The 16,889-nt window shown below is 62.7% G+C and carries 18 protein-coding genes; 8 read left to right on the forward strand and 10 right to left on the reverse strand.

Annotated features, from left to right (window positions below):
* Nucleotides 1-78 precede the first annotated feature (78 nt).
* Nucleotides 79-543, forward strand: coding sequence for a preQ(1) synthase (gene queF / locus AB4Z25_RS00905; protein ID WP_112516094.1), 465 nt, complete (start codon nt 79-81; stop codon nt 541-543).
* Nucleotides 544-749: 206 nt separating this feature from the next.
* Nucleotides 750-1,322 (forward strand): cytochrome b, encoded by a 573-nt coding sequence (locus AB4Z25_RS00910; protein ID WP_112515710.1) that lies wholly within the window; start codon nt 750-752, stop codon nt 1,320-1,322.
* A 44-nt stretch (nt 1,323-1,366) separates the two neighbouring features.
* Here the strand turns inward: AB4Z25_RS00910 and AB4Z25_RS00915 are convergent, their stop codons facing one another.
* On the reverse strand, nt 1,367-2,149 hold the full coding sequence (locus AB4Z25_RS00915; protein WP_112386217.1) for a DUF2076 domain-containing protein: 783 nt from the start codon (nt 2,147-2,149) through the stop codon (nt 1,367-1,369).
* Nucleotides 2,150-2,248: 99 nt separating this feature from the next.
* A complete protein-coding gene (locus AB4Z25_RS00920; RefSeq protein WP_112537894.1) occupies nt 2,249-2,968 on the reverse strand; it encodes a hypothetical protein in 720 nt (239 codons plus the stop codon).
* A 160-nt stretch (nt 2,969-3,128) separates the two neighbouring features.
* Here AB4Z25_RS00920 and AB4Z25_RS00925 point away from each other — a divergent pair, with 160 nt between their 5' ends.
* Nucleotides 3,129-3,713, forward strand: a complete 585-nt coding sequence (locus tag AB4Z25_RS00925) for an ATP-dependent Clp protease proteolytic subunit (RefSeq protein ID WP_112386219.1) — start codon at nt 3,129-3,131, stop codon at nt 3,711-3,713.
* Between the two features lie 45 nt (nt 3,714-3,758).
* Here the strand turns inward: AB4Z25_RS00925 and AB4Z25_RS00930 are convergent, their stop codons facing one another.
* Complete coding sequence (locus tag AB4Z25_RS00930) at nt 3,759-3,995, reverse strand: hypothetical protein (protein ID WP_112386220.1); 237 nt, start codon at nt 3,993-3,995, stop codon at nt 3,759-3,761.
* 187 nt (nt 3,996-4,182) lie between these two features.
* On the opposite strand from AB4Z25_RS00930, the gene AB4Z25_RS00935 reads away from it, so the two are divergent.
* Both AB4Z25_RS00935 and leuA read left to right on the forward strand, forming a co-directional pair.
* Nucleotides 4,183-5,367, forward strand: coding sequence for a benzoate/H(+) symporter BenE family transporter (locus tag AB4Z25_RS00935; protein ID WP_112537893.1), 1,185 nt, complete (start codon nt 4,183-4,185; stop codon nt 5,365-5,367).
* Nucleotides 5,368-5,691: 324 nt separating this feature from the next.
* Complete coding sequence (gene leuA / locus AB4Z25_RS00940; protein WP_112537892.1) at nt 5,692-7,425, forward strand: 2-isopropylmalate synthase; 1,734 nt, start codon at nt 5,692-5,694, stop codon at nt 7,423-7,425.
* 68 nt (nt 7,426-7,493) lie between these two features.
* Here leuA and AB4Z25_RS00945 read toward each other — a convergent pair whose 3' ends face one another.
* The 4 genes from AB4Z25_RS00945 to AB4Z25_RS00960 form a co-directional block, all read right to left on the reverse strand.
* Nucleotides 7,494-8,339 carry an anti-sigma factor family protein gene (locus AB4Z25_RS00945; RefSeq protein ID WP_112537891.1) on the reverse strand — a complete coding sequence of 282 codons (846 nt, stop codon included), beginning with the start codon at nt 8,337-8,339 and terminating at the stop codon, nt 7,494-7,496.
* 3 nt (nt 8,340-8,342) lie between these two features.
* The gene (locus AB4Z25_RS00950) at nt 8,343-8,852 is read right to left on the reverse strand and encodes an RNA polymerase sigma factor (protein WP_112537890.1); all 510 of its coding nucleotides are present in this window, start codon (nt 8,850-8,852) and stop codon (nt 8,343-8,345) included.
* 165 nt (nt 8,853-9,017) lie between these two features.
* Entirely contained in the window at nt 9,018-9,578 is a 561-nt protein-coding gene (locus tag AB4Z25_RS00955) for a hypothetical protein (RefSeq protein ID WP_112537889.1), read from the reverse strand.
* A 133-nt stretch (nt 9,579-9,711) separates the two neighbouring features.
* Nucleotides 9,712-10,620: a metallophosphoesterase family protein gene (locus tag AB4Z25_RS00960; RefSeq protein WP_112515717.1), complete on the reverse strand. Its 909-nt coding sequence runs from the start codon at nt 10,618-10,620 to the stop codon at nt 9,712-9,714.
* Between the two features lie 71 nt (nt 10,621-10,691).
* On the opposite strand from AB4Z25_RS00960, the gene AB4Z25_RS00965 reads away from it, so the two are divergent.
* The gene (locus AB4Z25_RS00965) at nt 10,692-11,171 is read left to right on the forward strand and encodes an NUDIX domain-containing protein (RefSeq protein ID WP_112537888.1); all 480 of its coding nucleotides are present in this window, start codon (nt 10,692-10,694) and stop codon (nt 11,169-11,171) included.
* 3 nt (nt 11,172-11,174) lie between these two features.
* Here AB4Z25_RS00965 and AB4Z25_RS00970 read toward each other — a convergent pair whose 3' ends face one another.
* Nucleotides 11,175-12,161 carry a glutathione S-transferase family protein gene (locus AB4Z25_RS00970; protein WP_112537887.1) on the reverse strand — a complete coding sequence of 329 codons (987 nt, stop codon included), beginning with the start codon at nt 12,159-12,161 and terminating at the stop codon, nt 11,175-11,177.
* Between the two features lie 281 nt (nt 12,162-12,442).
* Here AB4Z25_RS00970 and AB4Z25_RS00975 point away from each other — a divergent pair, with 281 nt between their 5' ends.
* Both AB4Z25_RS00975 and AB4Z25_RS00980 read left to right on the forward strand, forming a co-directional pair.
* Complete coding sequence (locus AB4Z25_RS00975; RefSeq protein WP_112537886.1) at nt 12,443-12,943, forward strand: GNAT family N-acetyltransferase; 501 nt, start codon at nt 12,443-12,445, stop codon at nt 12,941-12,943.
* A gap of 68 nt (nt 12,944-13,011) precedes the next feature.
* Nucleotides 13,012-14,325 carry an MFS transporter gene (locus AB4Z25_RS00980; protein WP_112537885.1) on the forward strand — a complete coding sequence of 438 codons (1,314 nt, stop codon included), beginning with the start codon at nt 13,012-13,014 and terminating at the stop codon, nt 14,323-14,325.
* On the opposite strand, the gene AB4Z25_RS00985 is transcribed toward AB4Z25_RS00980, so the two are convergent.
* Nucleotides 14,322-14,750 carry a GNAT family N-acetyltransferase gene (locus tag AB4Z25_RS00985; protein ID WP_112537884.1) on the reverse strand — a complete coding sequence of 143 codons (429 nt, stop codon included), beginning with the start codon at nt 14,748-14,750 and terminating at the stop codon, nt 14,322-14,324. The two genes, AB4Z25_RS00980 and AB4Z25_RS00985, sit on opposite strands and share 4 nt — an antisense overlap.
* 69 nt (nt 14,751-14,819) lie before the next feature.
* Nucleotides 14,820-16,889: a hypothetical protein gene (locus AB4Z25_RS00990; protein WP_112537883.1), complete on the reverse strand. Its 2,070-nt coding sequence runs from the start codon at nt 16,887-16,889 to the stop codon at nt 14,820-14,822.

Raw genomic sequence — 16,889 nt, forward strand, 5'->3', positions numbered from 1 at the left:
GGTCCCACATGAGCAATCCATGTGGTGCGCGACGATCGGCGCCCGTGGACGGACGATCGATTTGGAAGGAACATGGAAATGGCGATGACGGATGTCAGCGGGCTTTCGCAGCTCGGTTCGCAGGTTGAATCACCAACGAGCCCGGAAGCGGCCGTTCTCGAAAAGGTGCCGAACGGCAGCCAGGGCGCCGACTATGTCGTGCGCTTCACGGCGCCTGAGTTCACCTCGCTTTGCCCGATGACGGGTCAGCCGGATTTCGCCCATATCGTCATCGATTACATCCCGAACGATTGGCTGGTGGAATCGAAGTCGCTGAAGCTTTTCCTGCATTCCTTCCGCAATCACGGTGCGTTCCACGAGGATTGCTCGGTCTATATCGCCAAGCGGATCGTTGAGCTGCTCGATCCGAAATGGCTGCGCATCGGCGCCTACTGGTATCCGCGCGGCGGCATCCCGATCGACGTCTTCTGGCAGACCGGCAAGCCGCCGGAGCATGTCTGGCTTCCGGATCAGGGCGTCGCGACCTATCGCGGCCGGGGCTGACCTGCGCGCGCACGAAAATGTGATCGTTGGGCAAAACCTGCCGCGGCGTTCCGCATCGGCGTTAAGTCGATATTTATAATCATCTTTTGGCGGTCGCGGATTTCGCGGCCGCCTTTTTGCGTTAAGTGGCTTGGATTGCAGCAGAGTTTCCTCCCCGCTATGTGCGGAGGGCATCCTGTCACACACTTCATTCAAGAGATAAAATCATGGCCATTGATCAAGCCGCCGCAGCCCCGCGCGCGGCCGCCGATACGTCCCGCTACGACAAAATGACGATTGCCCTGCACTGGCTGACCGCGATCCTCGTGATTGCGCTCTTTGCCGCCGCCTATGTCTGGAACTCGCTTCCAAAGGGTACGCCGCTTCGCAAGGAGCTGCAGGCCATTCATATTTCGCTCGGACTGCTGTTCACCGTCGTGTTCATCGTCCGCCTCGTCTGGCGCAGCTCTGGCGGCAAGCGGCTCGCGGCCGCCGAGGCCGGCATCAACGCGCTGTTGTCCAGGGGCATGCACTGGCTTCTCTACTGTCTGCTGATTGCGCAGATGGTTCTCGGCTTCCTGCTGCGCTGGGCGCAGGGCGAGCCTTTCGAGTTTTTCGGGCTGTTCTCGGTGCCGAGCCTGTTTGCGCAGGACAAGCCGCTCGCTCATACCTATGAGATGCTGCACAACGATGCGGCCTGGATCATCATCGTGCTGGCCGCCGGCCACGCGCTCGCAGCGCTCGGCCACCACTATCTGCTGCGAGACGGCGTTCTCAAGCGGATGATGCCGCACGGCTAACCATCGAGGTGGCATACGGCGCCCTGCGCCGTATGCCACCCATATCAGACGTCCGACGTGTCGCCGCTATCCTGTGAATCGTCAAAGCTATCGTCATCGTCGGACGGATCGTAGTCTGCCTGCTGGATATTGCTGTTGTCGTCGTTGCCGGCCGAATTGTCGGCCGCCTGCTTGCTGTCGTCACCGCCGTAGTAGTTGTTGATGACGGTCTCTTCCGTGGGTGCAGGCGTGTTGCCGAACGGGCTTGAGCCGAAGGGCGAACCCCAGCCGAGCGACGACATGTGATTGCCGAAGACGCCACTCAGCGAATTGGCGAGCAGCATGCCGCCGGCAACGCCGGCTGCCGTGCCAAGCGCGCCGCGCAGGAAGCTGCCACCGGCCGAAGGAGCGTCCGGCTGCGGGTTCCAGGGGCCGGACGGCTGCTGCTGCCGCGGCTGCATCGGGCGTACATTGTCGTCATAGCCGCGGTCCTGATAGCTCTGGCGCGGGGCATTGCCCCAGGGGCCGGAAGGCTGGGCCGCCTGTTGTGTCTGGCCGCTGCCGAAGATCGAGCTCAGGAAGCCGCCGCCTTGCTCGGCCTGGCGGTGCTCGCTCTCGCCGGCTTCCAGCTGGCGGACGCGCTCTTCGAGCTCCTTGATGTGGTTGGCGGCTGCTTCCAGCCCCTTTTCCTGCACGATAACGGCCTGTGCCAGATAATACGTCGTGTAGGGCTGTTCGCGCACGCCCTGATCGATCAGCGCCTCGGCGTCGCGATCGCGCGGCGTTGCGGATGCGGTGCGTACCCTGTCGAAAAGGCCGGTCAGCAATTGGCGTTCTTCTGGTGACATGGCTCTCTCCTGTGTTACGTGCGGGATAAGCCCGCCTACAAATGACGTAGGAACGGATTCCGGCTTTTCAAAGCCTTGGCAACTTACATTTCGGTAAGCTCAGTCGCGCGCCCAGATCCGCAGCCGGCCGAGCGCGGTAAAGCCGAGCGCCAGGGCATTTTCCAGGTCGTCGCCGCTCTCATAGCCGACGATAGGTTCGCCGGGAAAAAGCCGCCGCGCTTCTCTGACGAGCCCGGTGCGGATCGGCTGCTCATTGCCGCCGATGGCAAAGACATTCGAATGGCCGATCACCTCGGCCTGGTGATTGAGAATGGCGCCGCCCTGCAGCGCCTTGTCGGAATAGGCAGCGAGGAAGGCGATCTCGGGCCTCTGCAGCAGCGGTTCGGCGAAAATGGGTGTGGCCTGCGGTTCTCCGCCCGCCCAGGCTTTCTCCCAGGCGGCCAGTTTCCCGGCGGTTTCGACACGCTCCCATGTCAGGCCAGAGCCGTCGTCATCAAGGTCATCATCGGCATCGAGACCGATCCATTCGGCCTCGAACAGCACGGTAAAACCCTGCGGCGCGAGATCGAGGGCGCAGTAGCTGTCCTTGATGCCCCAGCCGCCCGGCCGCGAGCGGGTGAGGACAGCGATTGCTTCTTCCTGTTCGGCGGCACTGCCGGCGCCGGTCAGCGTGATCGCATCGGGATAGAAGGGCGGGGTGCCCTGACGATGCAGCCAGAGTGTGCGGGTAAACTCGCCGCGCTGGCCGTGCACGGCTGAGACGATGTCGCACCAGAGCGCGTTGTTTCTGACGGCGCGATGAAGCAAAAGCGATGTCATCTTTTCCTCCCGCCTGGGGATAGCAGCATAATGCTGGCAGTTCTCGGGTTTGTCATAAGAATATCTTCACCCGTTCCGTGGCTTGTCTTTTTCCCGCATTGTTTTACGCATTGAGTCACACTATGTCCGGGAAACCCGAATGAAGCCGAGAGAGGTTCGAATGAACGACGAAGAACAAGAGGACAAGACCAAGGAACTGTCTTTGGGGAAGGACGCAGAGGCTAACCTCTTCAAATCGCGTTCGATCTTCATCTACGGCCCGATCACCATGGAGCTCGGCCAGAAGGTCTGCTCGCAGCTCGTGGCGCTTGCCGCAGCCAGCGACGAAGACATCCGCATCTACGTGAGCTCGCCTGGCGGCCACGTCGAGTCGGGCGATTCGATCCATGACATGATCAAGTTCATCAAGCCGAAGGTCTGGATGATCGGTACCGGCTGGGTCGCTTCTGCCGGCGCGCTGATCTATGTCGCCGTTCCGAAGGAACAGCGTCTCTGCCTGCCGAACACCCGCTTCCTGCTGCACCAGCCCTCCGGCGGCACGCGCGGCATGGCGTCGGACATCGAAATCCAGGCACGCGAAATCATCAAGATGAACGAGCGTCTGAACAAGATCTTCTCGGTGGCAACCGGCCAGCCGGTCGACAAGATCGCCAGGGACACGGATCGCGACTACTGGCTTTCGGCCGAAGAGGCCAAGGATTACGGCCTGGTGTCGCGCGTCATCACCTCGCAGAGCGAGATCTGATACAAGCCGGGGCGTTCGCGCCCCGTTTTTCTTTCCGCCTGCCGGTCAGCCCGGCGCCGGCTTCCAGCGCTCTTCGATGATCTCCTGCGCCAGTTCGAAGACGCCATCTTCATCTTCGCCCGCATTGTCGCCGAGCAGCGCGATCGCCGCGTCATAGACGGCGTTTTCCTCGTCGTCCGAAAGAAGATTCTTTTCGTTCAATGTTTTGATGAGCGATGCGAGAATTGCCGCCGAAGAAAGGCCAACCGCTGCTCTGCTGAGGTCATCGGGATCGTCCGACATTCATTCACCTGGATTTTTGGTTCTCCACCGCAACTAAATTAGGCTTTTTTGCTCGCATAGCAAGCATTTGCCAGTTGTGTGTTCGACCTGACGTGTTTTGTCGTACGGCTTGAAGTGCCGGCGGCCTTGCATGCCGGGCGCGCCTCGTGCTCCATGCCACGACCTCAGTCATCCCCCGAGTCCCGCCATGCTCAAAGACTTTTCCGTTCAAAGCCTGTTCATGGGCGTTCTCGCGGCCTTCGCGGGTTTCGCCAGTTCCTTTGCCGTCGTGCTGCACGGGCTGCAGGCCGTTGGTGCCACAGAGGCGCAGGCGGCTTCGGGGCTGATGGCACTGTCTCTGGGGCTCGGGATCTGCGCCATAGTGCTGAGTTTCACCACACGGCTGCCGGTCAGCATGGCATGGTCGACGCCGGGGGCGGCGCTGCTTGCCAGTACCGGGATCGTCGAGGGCGGTTTCAATGCGGCTGTCGGCGCTTTCATCGTCTGTGCGCTGCTGATCGTGATTGCCGGTCTCTTCAAGCCGCTGGGTCGGGCAGTGGCGGCCATTCCCGCGCCGCTTGCCAATGCGATGCTGGCGGGCGTGCTGATTGGGCTCTGCTTTGCGCCGGTGAAGGCCGTGGCGTTCAATCCGCTGCTCGGATTGCCGATCGTTCTCACCTGGATGGTTGTCGGCGCCTTCAAGCGGCTCTGGGCGGTTCCGGCAGCGCTTGCGGCCTTCGGATTGGTCGTGGTCTTCGGCGTCGATGTTCCCGACGGGGCAGGGGCGGCGGTCGGGCGGGCGCTGCTGCCAACCGTCGCGTTTGTCGCCCCGGTCTTCAATCTGCCGGCCTTCATCTCGATCGCCCTGCCGCTGTTCATCGTCACCATGGCCTCGCAGAATATTCCCGGCATCGCGGTCATGAAGGTCAACGGTTACGAGCCGAAGCCGGGGCCGCTGTTTGCTATCTCCGGCGTCTTTTCGCTGCTGGCTGCGCCATTCGGCGGCCATGCGGTCAATCTGGCGGCGATCACCGCGGCGATGTGTGCCGGTCCCGATGCGCATCCGGATCCGGCCCGCCGCTACTGGGCAGTGCTGGTCTGTGGCATCTGCTACCTGATCCTCGGGCCGCTTGCCGGTGCCGTGACGACTGCGGTGGCGCTGGCGCCGCCGGTGCTGATCCAGGCGGTCGCCGGTCTTGCGCTGGTCGGTGCCTTCTCGAGCTCCGCCATGGCGGCGTTCCAGGCGTCCGAATCGCGCGAGGCGGCGGCGATCACGTTCCTGGTCACAGCGTCTGGCGTCTCCTTTGCGGGGATCTCCGGTGCTTTCTGGGGATTGCTGGCGGGCGGATTGATGCTGACGCTGCAGCATCTGGTGAAAAAGGCAAAAGCATAGGTGGGGGGTTGCCAGTTTTTTAGCGCACGGCTATAAGCCCGAGCATGAAGACCACAGGCGCAAAGATTTCTGGCACGATTGCACGCGGGCGTATCGCCCTGCGCGACAACGCGCATGCCCTGACCTCGCTTCTTCTCCTCGGCCTTACGCGCGGTTGCCGGGTCCGTTGAGGAGCGCCCGGCGGCCGAAAAGCCTGCCGGCATAAGAGCTCCTCTCACGAACGTTCAAGACCAGGCCACACAAGACCCCTACAGGTCCGCATCGAAGACGGCTCATCCCCGAACGGGCGCCGGCTTATGCGTGAAGCGAGAAGAGACGACGACAATGGATGCCAACAGCAATTCCTCCAAAACCAGCACCTCCCCGAAGGCCGGCATGCCCGAAGCCGGGCTGAAATACCGCGCTTATCCGACGATCAACATTCCTGACCGTACCTGGCCGTCGAAGACCATTACCAAGGCACCGATCTGGTGTTCGGTGGATCTGCGCGACGGCAACCAGTCGCTGGTCAACCCGATGGGCCACGACCGCAAGGCCCGGATGTTCCAGCTGTTGCTCGACATGGGTTTCAAGGAAATCGAGATCGGCTTCCCCTCGGCTTCGCAGACCGATTTCGACTTCGCCCGCTGGTGCGTGGAAGAGGGTGGTGTGCCTGACGACGTTTCCCTGCAGGTCTTGGTGCAGTGCCGTCCCGAACTGATCACCCGCACCTTCGAATCGCTGCAGGGTGCCCACAAGCCGATCATCCATTTCTACAATTCGACCTCCGAGCTGCAGCGCCGCGTGGTGTTCGCCAAGGATGTCAACGGCATCAAGCAGATCGCCGTCGATGCAGCGAAAATGATCACCGACATGGCGGAAAAGGCCGGTGGTGGCTATCGCTTCCAGTATTCGCCGGAGAGCTTTACCGGCACCGAGCTGGAAGTGGCGCTGGAAATCTGCAACGCGGTTATCGCCGAAGTGAAGCCGACCGCCGACAACAAGCTGATCATCAACCTGCCGTCGACCGTCGAGATGGCGACGCCGAACATCTATGCCGACCAGATCGAGTGGATGTGCCGGCAGATCGACAACCGCGACAACATCATCATCTCCTTGCATCCGCATAACGACCGCGGCACCGGCATCGCCGCGACCGAACTCGGTCTGATGGCGGGTGCCGACCGTGTCGAAGGCACGCTGTTCGGCAATGGCGAGCGCACCGGCAATGTCGACGTCGTCACGCTGGCGCTGAACATGTACACGCAGGGGATCGATCCGGAACTGGATTGCTCCGATATTGAGCGGATCAAGGCCGTCTACGAATATTCCAACGAGATGGTCATTCCGGAGCGCCACCCCTATGTCGGCGAACTGGTCTATACCGCCTTCTCCGGCTCGCATCAGGATGCGATCAACAAGGGCATGAAGGCGATCAAGGTCGCCAATCATCCGGTCTGGGAAGTGCCGTATCTGCCGATCGACCCGCAGGATGTCGGCCGTTCCTACGAGGCGATCATCCGCATCAACTCGCAGTCGGGCAAGGGCGGCATCGCCTATATCCTGCAGCAGGATTACGGGCTCAACCTGCCGCGCAACCTGCAGGTCGAATACCGCGAGGAAATCCAGCGGATCACCGATGAAGAAGGCAAGGAAGTGCCGTCGAAGCGGATCTACGAGCACTTCATCGACCGCTACGTGACGCAGCCGAAGGGCCGCATCAAGTTCGTCGATCACCACACCTTCGCCGATCCCGAGCGCAAGGGCGTGCGTGTGGTTGCCGCCGAGATCACCGACAACGGCGTGACCAAGAAGATCGAAGGCCGCGGCAACGGCCCGATCGACGGCTTCATCAACGCGCTCTCGGACTATCTCGGCGTCGAGATGTCGGTGCAGGATTATTCCGAGCACTCACTCCAGCACGGCTCGAACGCCTCGGCGATCTCCTATGTCGAGACCGCCTATCCGGGTGGAAAGCTGTTCGGCGCCGGCATCAGCACCAATATCGTCGGCGCCTCGCTGGAAGCGATCGTCTCGGCCGCCAACCGCGTGCTCGACGTCAAGGCCGGTAAGAACTGAGATATCGAAAATGAAAAGGTGCAGCGGAGCGATCCGCTGCACCTTTTTGATTCCGTTTTGCTATCAGCCTAGATCTCTGCCGCGACTTCCATGGCGATCTGGCTGAGCGAGGCTTCGGCGGAGGGGCCGACGAGGGCGTAGGACGTACCGGCATTGTGCCAGGTCACCAGGCCGACTTCGTCCTTGATGGTTTCCTTGAAGTCCTCGGTATCGGCAGGCTGGCTATCCTTGCGGAAATAGATCGAGATCAGGTCGCCGTCGGCGCTCGAATAGACCAGCTGCCCGGCCGGACGGCCATCGCCAAGCACGACACGGGCGCCCTGGAACGTCCAGCCTTCGCCGGTCAGGTCGGGTACGCGGAAGGCGACGCCGACGGTCGAGGTCAGCCAGCTTGAGATCTCTTCCGCCTGCGAGGCAGGCACTTCCACCAGATGGCGGGGCTGGCGGATGATCATCCGCTGATAGCCGGCCACATCGTTCAGCCAGTCCTTGGTACGCGGGCTGTCGTCGGTGACGTGCTGGTCGTCGCCCGGCGTCGGATCGCCCGGGCCGATGCCGACGAGATAGCCGATGCCGCAGCCGGCAGCGAAGAGAATGAGTGCGGCGGCAAGCGCCTTCGGCCCGGAAGGCGACAGCTTCAGCGATGGGCGCGTGGCCCGCGGCGCGACAGGCGCCTTCGGCGGCTGCACGCTCTTGATCGAGCGCACCAGCGCCAGAGGAACGGGCTCCTTCAGCACATCCTCAAGCCTGCGGCGGCCGAAATCGGCGCCGTGCCTCAGCTTGTCGTAAAGCCGGCGGGCGCCTTCGTCTGTGGCGATGCGCTCTTCCAGCTCATGCTTCTGCTCCGGCGTCGTTTCGCCGTCGAGAAGGGCGGTCAGCTGTGCATCGAGCGGCAGTTTCTTGAAATCCGGCAAAGGTCAGTACCTGTGGTGAAAGTCGTCGGCGAGGCTGGCGAAATGCAGTCTCGCGGCGGCAAGCTGCGCCGAAACGCCGATTGCCGGAATGCCCATGATCTCGGCCGTCTGCTCGTAACTGTGACCTTCGACCACGTTCAGCAGGAAGATGCTGGCGAGGTTCTCGGGCATTTCGGCAAGCATCCGGTGGACGAGATCGGTATCGGTAACGGTGGTGCGCTCGCGGGCGGCCTCGCGGATGTCGGTGACGTTGCCTTTCGGCGCGGCAGGGCGGGGGCGGCGCTTGCGGCCTTCGTCGTTCCAGAGGTGGCGCGCCAGCGTATAGACCCAGCTTTCCAGCCGTCCTTCGCCGTTCCACTGCTGGCTCTTGGCGACGGCGCGCTGACAGACGCTCTGCACCAGTTCATCGGCTGCCGCGACATCACCCGTCAGCGTCATCGCAAAACGGCGCAACCGCGGCAGCAAGCCGACTAGGTCGCGTCGGATGTCGATGGTCGTTACGGGCTGACGCATAGTCTCATTTCATGAACATGTCCGGCGCGAAGCGCCGGTGCGGGTAAACGATTTTATATCGCGAATGTGACCTTTATGAAACAAGTTTGACGTGCTTCGCAACAAGAAGAGAGGCTAAGCGGCGATTTCCCAAAGGTTTTCCGCCGCTCATCACACGCTCGTGTTTCAATAGGTCCTGTAACCGTTCAGGCTTTGCAGCAGCGCGCGGTAGGCCCAGGTGTTTTCGCCGCCGCGATCGCGGATTTCGACGAGCTGAACCTTGGCGCCCTGCACGTCTCCTTGTTCCACCATAGCCTGGCCCATGTATGACCGGGCGAGGATATAATTCTCATCGGCCTGCAGTGCCTTGCGGTAGTAGGACATGCCGAGTTCGAAGCGGCCGGCCTTGCGGTTGGCATAGCCGAGATAGTTGAGGATGCGCGGATCGCTCTGGTTCTTGGCGAGGTTCAGAATGTTGATGGCATTCTCATACTGGCCGGCATAGGCGAATTCACGCGCGAACTTGTAAAGGTCGTCGTCGTTGAAGCTCTGCTTCTTGGCATCGACGCATTCCTTCTTGTCCTTGTCCCACACCTTGCCGTCAGCGCATTTGGTTGTCGTCTCGGTTTTCGGCGGCGGGCTCGTCTCGTCGTTCTCGTCACCGACCGCGAAGGCCGGTGCGGCAAGCCCGGCGGCAAGGCCGAAGGCGAGGGTGAGGCGGCAGATACGGCTGGCGGCGATGCGCATGAGAGGCTCCCTGATCGGCGTCGATGGCGCGATTGTACGCCTCGATCTGGAAATACCAAGGGCAGGATTACCGCGCGGGAAAAATCCTCGCAAAGCGATTCAAGCTGCGGCGAAACTGATTCCGCTTTTGCTGCTAAAGCTTGAAAATATCGACGCTTTCGGGCGAAACGCCATCGCCCTGATCGTTGAGGCTGAAGCGTTCGCCCTTCAGTTCCCAGGCGCCGGGCGAGCCATCGATCGAGAAGAGATTATAGGCGGCGCGCGGCTTCATGCCGCCGGGGCCCTGAGAGGCGGATGCGATGCCGACGACGGGGACCGGGCCTGTCTGTCCCTTCAGCCAGTATAGCGTATTGAGATGGGTGTGGCCGTGCAGCACGAGCTCGGCGCCGCCTGATGTGACGACGGCGGCGAAGCGGCGGATGCCGATCATCCGCTTGTGGAACGAGGTGGCGCCGCGGATCGGCGGATGGTGGATCATCACCACGCGGAAGAGCCCGGCTTCGCCTGCGGCGCGCAGCATGTTGACCGCCTCTCGGGCCTGGCGCTGGCCGAAGAAACCGCTGGCGGCAAAGGGGGGCGTTGCGACAGCCGTCGAGCAGCCGATGATCGCGACTTTACCGCGGACCCTCAGATAGGGAAAGATGTGCTTGTCTTCCTGCCATTCGGCAGGCGCCAGGTCGCCGCGCACATAGTCGTACCAGGCGCGCATCGACTTCTCGTAGGCACCCGGCACATAGGCGTCGTGATTGCCGGGGACGATCGACGTCTCCTCGGGATCGCCGAGATCGCGCAGCCAGCCGGCGGCGGAGCGGATTTCCAGCCCGCTCGCCAGATTGACGAGATCGCCGGTGACCGCCAGATGATCGGCATTGTGGGCGCGGATATCCTCCAGCAGCAGATCCAGCGTTCCGCCGAAAAGATGCTTGCGCCGGTTACGGTGCCAGTTCACAAAGCCGGTGATGCGCTTCGAGAAGAGCTCGCGGAATGAAAGACGGGGAAGTGGGCCGAGGTGAATGTCTGAGATATGCGCGAGCTTGAACATGCTACGACACATAGACCAGGATATTTACAATTCAAACACATCTGCTTGAACGAAATAGTGAAAACGGAACGATGGCGAGCAACGAGATCAGGTCCTGGCAGTCGAAAATCCTGATGCGGGTCGTCCACGTCTATTTCGCCGCGACGCGGGGAATGACGATGGGTGTCAGGGCCGCGTGTTTCGATCCGTCAGGCCGCGTCTTCCTGGTCCGCCACAGCTATGTGCCGGGCTGGCATATGCCGGGTGGCGGCATCGAGCGGCGGGAAACGTCGCATGAGGCGCTGGTCAAGGAATTGCGGGAAGAGGGGAACCTTCGGATCATCGGCGAGCCGAAGCTCTTTCAGGTCTATCTCAACATGTCGGCCAGCCGGCGCGACCATGTCGTCTTCTACCGTGCCGATGTCGAGCAGACTGCGCCACGCCAGCCCGATATGGAAATCGTCGAGAGCGGTTTCTTCGCGCTCGATGCGCTGCCGGAGGGAACCACCGAGGCGACAAAGCGCCGCCTCAGGGAATTGAGCGGCGCAGAGCCGGCCGCTCAATATTGGTAGGGGTCAGGCGGCCGCAAGCTTGGCGCGGCCATGCGGCCGGTCGAGATCGAGCTCAGGGCCGACAGGGACGATCCCGGTCGGGTTGATCGTCTTGTGGCTGCGGTAATAATGCTCCTTGATGTGGCGCATGTTCACCGTCTCCTTGACGCCAGGCGTCTGGTAGAGATCACGCAGGTAGCCCGGCAGGTTCGGGTAGTCGTCGATGCGGCGGATATTGCACTTGAAATGGCCGACATAGACGGGGTCGAAGCGCACCAGTGTGGTAAACAGCCGCCAGTCTGCCTCCGTCAGGGTATCGCCGAACAGGTAGCGGCCCTTTCCAAGCCGGGCTTCCAGCACATCCAGCGTTTCGAACAGCTTGACGACGCTCTGGCCATAGGCTTCCTGCGTGGTCGCGAAACCGGCCTTGTAGACGCCGTTGTTAACGGTGTCGTAGATCAGCGCGTTCAGCTCATCGATCCCGGTGGCGAGATTGGCCGGATAGAGGTCGAGCGTCGAGCCGGTGATGCCGTCGAAGGCGCTGTTGAACATCCGGATGATTTCGGCCGACTCGTTGTTGACGATGGTGCCGGTCTTCTTGTCCCAGAGAACCGGAACCGTGACGCGGCCCGAATATTTCGGATCGGCCTTCACGTAGATTTCCCAGAGCGCCTTTGCGCCGAACAGGTGGTCGCCGGTGGCGCCTTCGCTGATCTGGAATTCCCAGCCGTTTTCCACCATCAGCGGATCGACGACGGAGAAGGAGATGATGTCTTCCAGCTTCTTCAGCTTGCGGAAGATCAGCGTGCGGTGTGCCCAGGGACAGGCGAGCGAGACGTAGAGATGGTAGCGGTCGCGCTCGGCCTTGAAACCGCCGGTGCCGGAAGGGCCGGCTGCGCCATCGGCGGTCACCCAGTTGCGAAACTGCGATGCGGCCCGTTTGAAATGGCCCTTGGTTTCCTTCGTATCGTACCAGACGTCATGCCAGACGCCTTCCACCAGCATGCCCATTGTGTGTTTCCTTCGAATTGGTCTCGTTGAGGCAAAGATATCGCAGACGGCCGGTCTTTGCAGCGGGCAAAGATTGAACAGTGCGTCACAGGCCATTTTGCGCGGCCTGCATTTTGCGTTGGACGGCGGATTTTTTTCCTGCTATCGGCCTTTTCACGATTTTCCTGCGGAACCCGATTTGATGCACGCAATCAGAAGCCTGCGACGACGCTGAAGCTCCCGAACGCCTGAGGGCGTGCTCGAGAACCCCAGCTTTCTGTCTATCCGGTTTCTGTCTCATCATGCACAAGCACGATCTGGTCTACCTCACTGAGGATGCGTCTCACGACGCCGCAATCGAACTCATCAACGAAGAAGCATTTGGTCCCGGCCGGCACACCCGGGCGGCAGCGCGTATCCGCGAGCAGGGGCCGCATGATCTGTCGCTCTCCTTCATCTGCGCCGACGACGGCGAGACGATCGCCTCGGTGCGAATGACGCCGGTGCAGGCCGGCGGCGTCAAGGGGCATCTGCTGGGGCCGCTCGCGGTGCGCCCGTCGCACAAGAGCCGGGGCATCGGGCGCGAACTGGTGCGGATTGCGGTGGAAGCCGCAAAACGCAAGGGTTCGGAGGCGATCATTCTCGTCGGCGATCCGCCCTATTACTGCCAGCTCGGCTTCGAAAGGGTCGCCCTTAACGCGCTGGCCTTCCCGGGGCCGGTCGATCCGGCGCGCGTTCTTGTCGTGCCGGTCAGCGATGACGCGCATCAGCGGCTCAGGGGCTCAATTAGCTGGCGTAAATAGAGCTTATGCTTTATCAAGCCCCTGATTTTGCTTGGGACTCACCAGGCGAGTTTCAGCTGGGGGGCGGCATGAGCGGACTATCGATGGACGAAGCGCTGGAGCGTGCCGGAACCGGCGCTTTCCAGCGGCGGCTGATGGGGATCTTCGGGCTCGTCTGGACAGCGGATGCGATGCAGGTGCTGGCCGTCGGCTTTACCGCCGCCTCGATCGCCGCGACCTTCGAGATCACCGTGGCGCAGGCACTGCAGACCGGGACGGTATTCTTCCTGGGCATGCTGATTGGTGCCGTCGTCTTCGGGCGGCTGGCCGATCGCTTGGGGCGGCGCTACGTACTGATCCTCACCGTCGCCTGCGATGCGATCTTCGGGCTGCTGTCGATCTTTGCGCCTGATTTTACCAGCCTGCTGATCCTGCGCCTCCTGACCGGTATGGCCGTTGGCGGCACGCTGCCGGTCGACTACGCGATGATGGCCGAATTCCTGCCGTCGAAGAACCGTGGCCGCTGGCTGGTGATGCTCGAAGGCTTCTGGGCGATCGGGACGCTGATCGTGGCACTCGCGGCCTGGGCGGCAAGTGTGGCGGGCGTGGCAGACGCCTGGCGCTATATCTTTGCCGTCACGGCGGTACCGGCGATCCTCGGCGTGGCACTTCGCTTCTTCGTACCGGAATCGCCGCATTACCTGCTGCGGTCGGGCCGGGCTGCCGATGCCAAAGCGATCGTCAACCGGATGCTCGAGGCCCATGGGAAGCCACCGCTTGCCGCCGCCGACGAGATTGTCGCCGCGCCGCATGCCGTCTCGGAAGGGCTGTTTTCGCCCGATCTTCGCCGCCGCAGCCTGATGATCCTGGCTATCTGGTTCCTGGTCTCGGTTTCCTATTACGGCGTCTTCACCTGGATGCCTGCAAAGCTGGCGGGCGAAGGCTTCGGTTTCGTGCGCGGCTACGGCTTCCTGGTCTTCGTCGCGCTGGCACAAATCCCGGGCTATGCGCTTGCGGCCTACGGCGTGGAAGCGTGGGGACGGCGCCCGACGCTCATCGGTTTCTGCCTGCTGTCAGCTGCCGGGTGCCTGCTGTTCGTCCTGTCGCCCGATGATCTCCTGATCGGCGCATCGCTGCTGATCATGAGCTTCGCGCTGCTCGGCACCTGGGGTGCGCTTTACGCCTATACGCCCGAACTCTATCCGACCGCATCGCGCGCCACCGGCATGGGTGCTGCGGGCGCCATGGCCCGCCTCGGCGGTCTCGTCGCGCCTTCGGTGATGACCTTCGTGGTGACGATGGGGCTTGGCGTGGCGATCGGGCTGTTTGCCGGATTGCTGGTGATTGCAGCTCTGGCGGCGCTGGCGATCGACGCGGAAACGCGCCAGGCCTCGCTTGCTTAAGCCTCGAAACGCTTCTTCAGCCAGGTGAAGGTGTGGCCGCCGGCGAATTCGCCGAGCGCGCCGATCGTCTCATAGCCATAGCGCTGGTAGACCTTCAGGGCGTCCGGGCTCATCGTATCGATAAAGGCGCCGATGCAGCAGCGGCGCTTCGCTTCATCTTCTGCCATCTGCAGCAGCGTTCCCGCCATGCCTTTGCCGCGCAGGTCCTCGGGAACGAAGAGCATCTCGATATAGAGCCAGTCGCGGGCGGTGTAGCCGACGAGCCCGCCGGATATCTCGCCGTCATCGCCGCGCAGGCGGATCGCCAGCTTTTCGCGGCCGCTCTCGCCGAAGCGGGCGAGATTGTAGGCGATCAGCGGGTCGGCGATCTTCTTGCGGTCCTTCTTGGAAAGAACCTTGGTGACCTTCAGCTTCTGCGGGGCCATGGCTGCACTCTTCGGCGGCGATTGCTATCGCCCTGCCGATATCAGAGTCTCGCCTTCGCACAAAGCCGCTCAGCGCCCTTCGCGCCACCACATGGCGCCGAAGGCCAGCAGCAGAACGCCGACACCGGCAAAACCGGCAAACAGCGGCAGCGTGTTGATGCCCTTGAGCACGGTCTCGTTGGTGAGCTTGATCTGCATCCGCTCGCTGTCGGCGACACGGATCTGGCCGCGCACCGGCAGAACCGGCGGCACTTCGATGGCGCCAGTTGCGTCCGAGACACGGGCAACGAGGCCGCGGGTCTTGTCGGTGATCGGCTTCAGCGCCTCGGTCGTCGATACCATCGCCTTGAATTCCGGCGCATCGACGGCGCCGACATGGACGAGGGTCGTCAGGTCGCCGTTGCGGATCTCGAAGAGGCCGATCTCGTCCATCTTCTTCTCGGCCTTGTAGAGGCCCGGTTCGGATTGGGCGAGCGGCAGGTTCTCGGTCTTGCCGGATGGGTAGCGGACGGTTGCCTCGCCGGGATCGCCGCCGATCGTCTGGCGGGTGATCTCAAGCATGCGGCCCTGGGCGCGGGCGGTCAGCGCCTCTTCCTCGAGTGCCGGTTCCTTCATCAGCCAGTGGGCGATGCGGCGATAGAGCGAGACGTGCGGGCCACCGCCCTCGAAGCCGCGGGCCCAGAGCCAGCCCTGATCGGAGAGCAGCATGGCGACACGGCCCTGACCGGCGCGGTTCAGGACCAGCAGGGGATTGTTGTCGGCGCCGACCATGACGGTCTGGCCCTGCGGCTGCTCGACACCGACGGAGCGGAACCAGCGGCCCCAATGCGGCGGCTCGTCGGCGGAACCGTCGAGGCCGCGGGTGACCGGGTGCTTGCGGCCCTCGTCCGAGAGGCGTGGATAGAAGGCTTTCTCGATCATCTGGCCCGTCGGTGCCGCAGGCAGAACCGATTGCAGCGGCGTCAGCGCGATCGAATCCTGGCCGGCATGTTCGGGGCCGGCGGCGATCAGCAGCGCGCCGCCGTTTTCGACATATTGAGCGATGTAATCGTAATAGAGGATCGGCAGCACGCCGCGATGCTGGTAGCGGTCGAAGATGATGAGATCGAAATCCTTGATCTTGTCGACGAACAGCTCACGGGTCGGGAAGGCGATCAGCGACAGCTCGTTGATCGGCGTGCCGTCCTGCTTTTCCGGCGGACGCAGGATGGTGAAATGCACCAGATCGACCGAGGCATCCGACTTCAGCAGATTGCGCCAGGCGCGTTCGCCGGCATGCGGCTCGCCTGACACCAAGAGCACGCGCAGGTTTTCGCGGATACCGTCGATGACATGGACGGCGCGATTGTTGGCTTCCGTCACTTCGCCCGGCAGGGCGGCGACGGCGAATTCCAGCACGTTGCTGCCGCCGCGCGGAACGCGGAAAGAGAAGGGCGTATCCTGACCGGGTGTGGCCTGCAGCGTGGCGATCTCGTCGCCGTTCAGCTTGACGGTAACGGTCGCCGTGCCGCCCGGGCTCGGTCCATCGTCGAAGACCCGCAGGACAAGCTGCTGCTCCTCATTCACGATGCCGAAGCGCGGCGCCTTGATGACCTCGATGCGGCGGTCAAATTCGTCGGGCTTGCCGGTGATCAGCCCGTGGATCGGGGCGTCGAAACCGAGTGCCTGATTGACGCCGGGAACATCATGAACCTCGCCGTCGGTCAACATGATCGCGCCGCCAATGCGGGCGGGCGGAACGTCGGCGATGGCGGCTGACAGGGCGTTGAACAGCCGTGTCGAGGGCGCGTCGGAATCCTCGGGTTCGGTCGCCTCGACATAGCGCGGCTCGATATCGGGGAAGCGCGACAGGCGGTCCTTCAGCTGCGCCAGCGCATCGTCGGTCATCTTGATCCGCTCAGGCGTCTGCTGGCTCTGGCTGCGGTCGACGATGACAGGGACTACCGTCGAAAGCGGCTCGCGGTCTTCCTGCATCAGCAGGGGGTTGGCGAGGGCGGCAAGCAGGGCGATGGCCGCGACCGTGCGGATCCAGGCGCCGCGGACGCCCCGCAGGATGGCAAGCGCGGCAACGGCAGCGACGATCACGGCGAGGACGGCAAGGATCGGCCAGGGAATGAAGGGGGCGAAATTGAGCGTCAT

This window comes from Rhizobium sp. RAF36, assembly GCF_052114105.1.
In the GTDB taxonomy this organism is placed as follows: Bacteria; Pseudomonadota; Alphaproteobacteria; order Rhizobiales; family Rhizobiaceae; genus Rhizobium.

Bases quoted from the DNA above. Each gene is read 5' to 3' on its own strand.
- queF (WP_112516094.1), top strand. From the start codon at position 79: ATGGCGATGACGGATGTCAGCGGGCTTTCGCAGCTCGGTTCGCAGGTT.
- AB4Z25_RS00910 (WP_112515710.1), top strand. From the start codon at position 750: ATGGCCATTGATCAAGCCGCCGCAGCCCCGCGCGCGGCCGCCGATACG.
- AB4Z25_RS00915 (WP_112386217.1), bottom strand. From the start codon at position 2,149: ATGTCACCAGAAGAACGCCAATTGCTGACCGGCCTTTTCGACAGGGTA.
- AB4Z25_RS00920 (WP_112537894.1), bottom strand. From the start codon at position 2,968: ATGACATCGCTTTTGCTTCATCGCGCCGTCAGAAACAACGCGCTCTGG.
- AB4Z25_RS00925 (WP_112386219.1), top strand. From the start codon at position 3,129: ATGAACGACGAAGAACAAGAGGACAAGACCAAGGAACTGTCTTTGGGG.
- AB4Z25_RS00930 (WP_112386220.1), bottom strand. From the start codon at position 3,995: ATGTCGGACGATCCCGATGACCTCAGCAGAGCAGCGGTTGGCCTTTCT.
- AB4Z25_RS00935 (WP_112537893.1), top strand. From the start codon at position 4,183: ATGCTCAAAGACTTTTCCGTTCAAAGCCTGTTCATGGGCGTTCTCGCG.
- leuA (WP_112537892.1), top strand. From the start codon at position 5,692: ATGGATGCCAACAGCAATTCCTCCAAAACCAGCACCTCCCCGAAGGCC.
- AB4Z25_RS00950 (WP_112537890.1), bottom strand. From the start codon at position 8,852: ATGCGTCAGCCCGTAACGACCATCGACATCCGACGCGACCTAGTCGGC.
- AB4Z25_RS00955 (WP_112537889.1), bottom strand. From the start codon at position 9,578: ATGCGCATCGCCGCCAGCCGTATCTGCCGCCTCACCCTCGCCTTCGGC.
- AB4Z25_RS00960 (WP_112515717.1), bottom strand. From the start codon at position 10,620: ATGTTCAAGCTCGCGCATATCTCAGACATTCACCTCGGCCCACTTCCC.
- AB4Z25_RS00965 (WP_112537888.1), top strand. From the start codon at position 10,692: ATGGCGAGCAACGAGATCAGGTCCTGGCAGTCGAAAATCCTGATGCGG.
- AB4Z25_RS00970 (WP_112537887.1), bottom strand. From the start codon at position 12,161: ATGGGCATGCTGGTGGAAGGCGTCTGGCATGACGTCTGGTACGATACG.
- AB4Z25_RS00975 (WP_112537886.1), top strand. From the start codon at position 12,443: ATGCACAAGCACGATCTGGTCTACCTCACTGAGGATGCGTCTCACGAC.
- AB4Z25_RS00980 (WP_112537885.1), top strand. From the start codon at position 13,012: ATGAGCGGACTATCGATGGACGAAGCGCTGGAGCGTGCCGGAACCGGC.
- AB4Z25_RS00985 (WP_112537884.1), bottom strand. From the start codon at position 14,750: ATGGCCCCGCAGAAGCTGAAGGTCACCAAGGTTCTTTCCAAGAAGGAC.
- AB4Z25_RS00990 (WP_112537883.1), bottom strand. From the start codon at position 16,889: ATGACGCTCAATTTCGCCCCCTTCATTCCCTGGCCGATCCTTGCCGTC.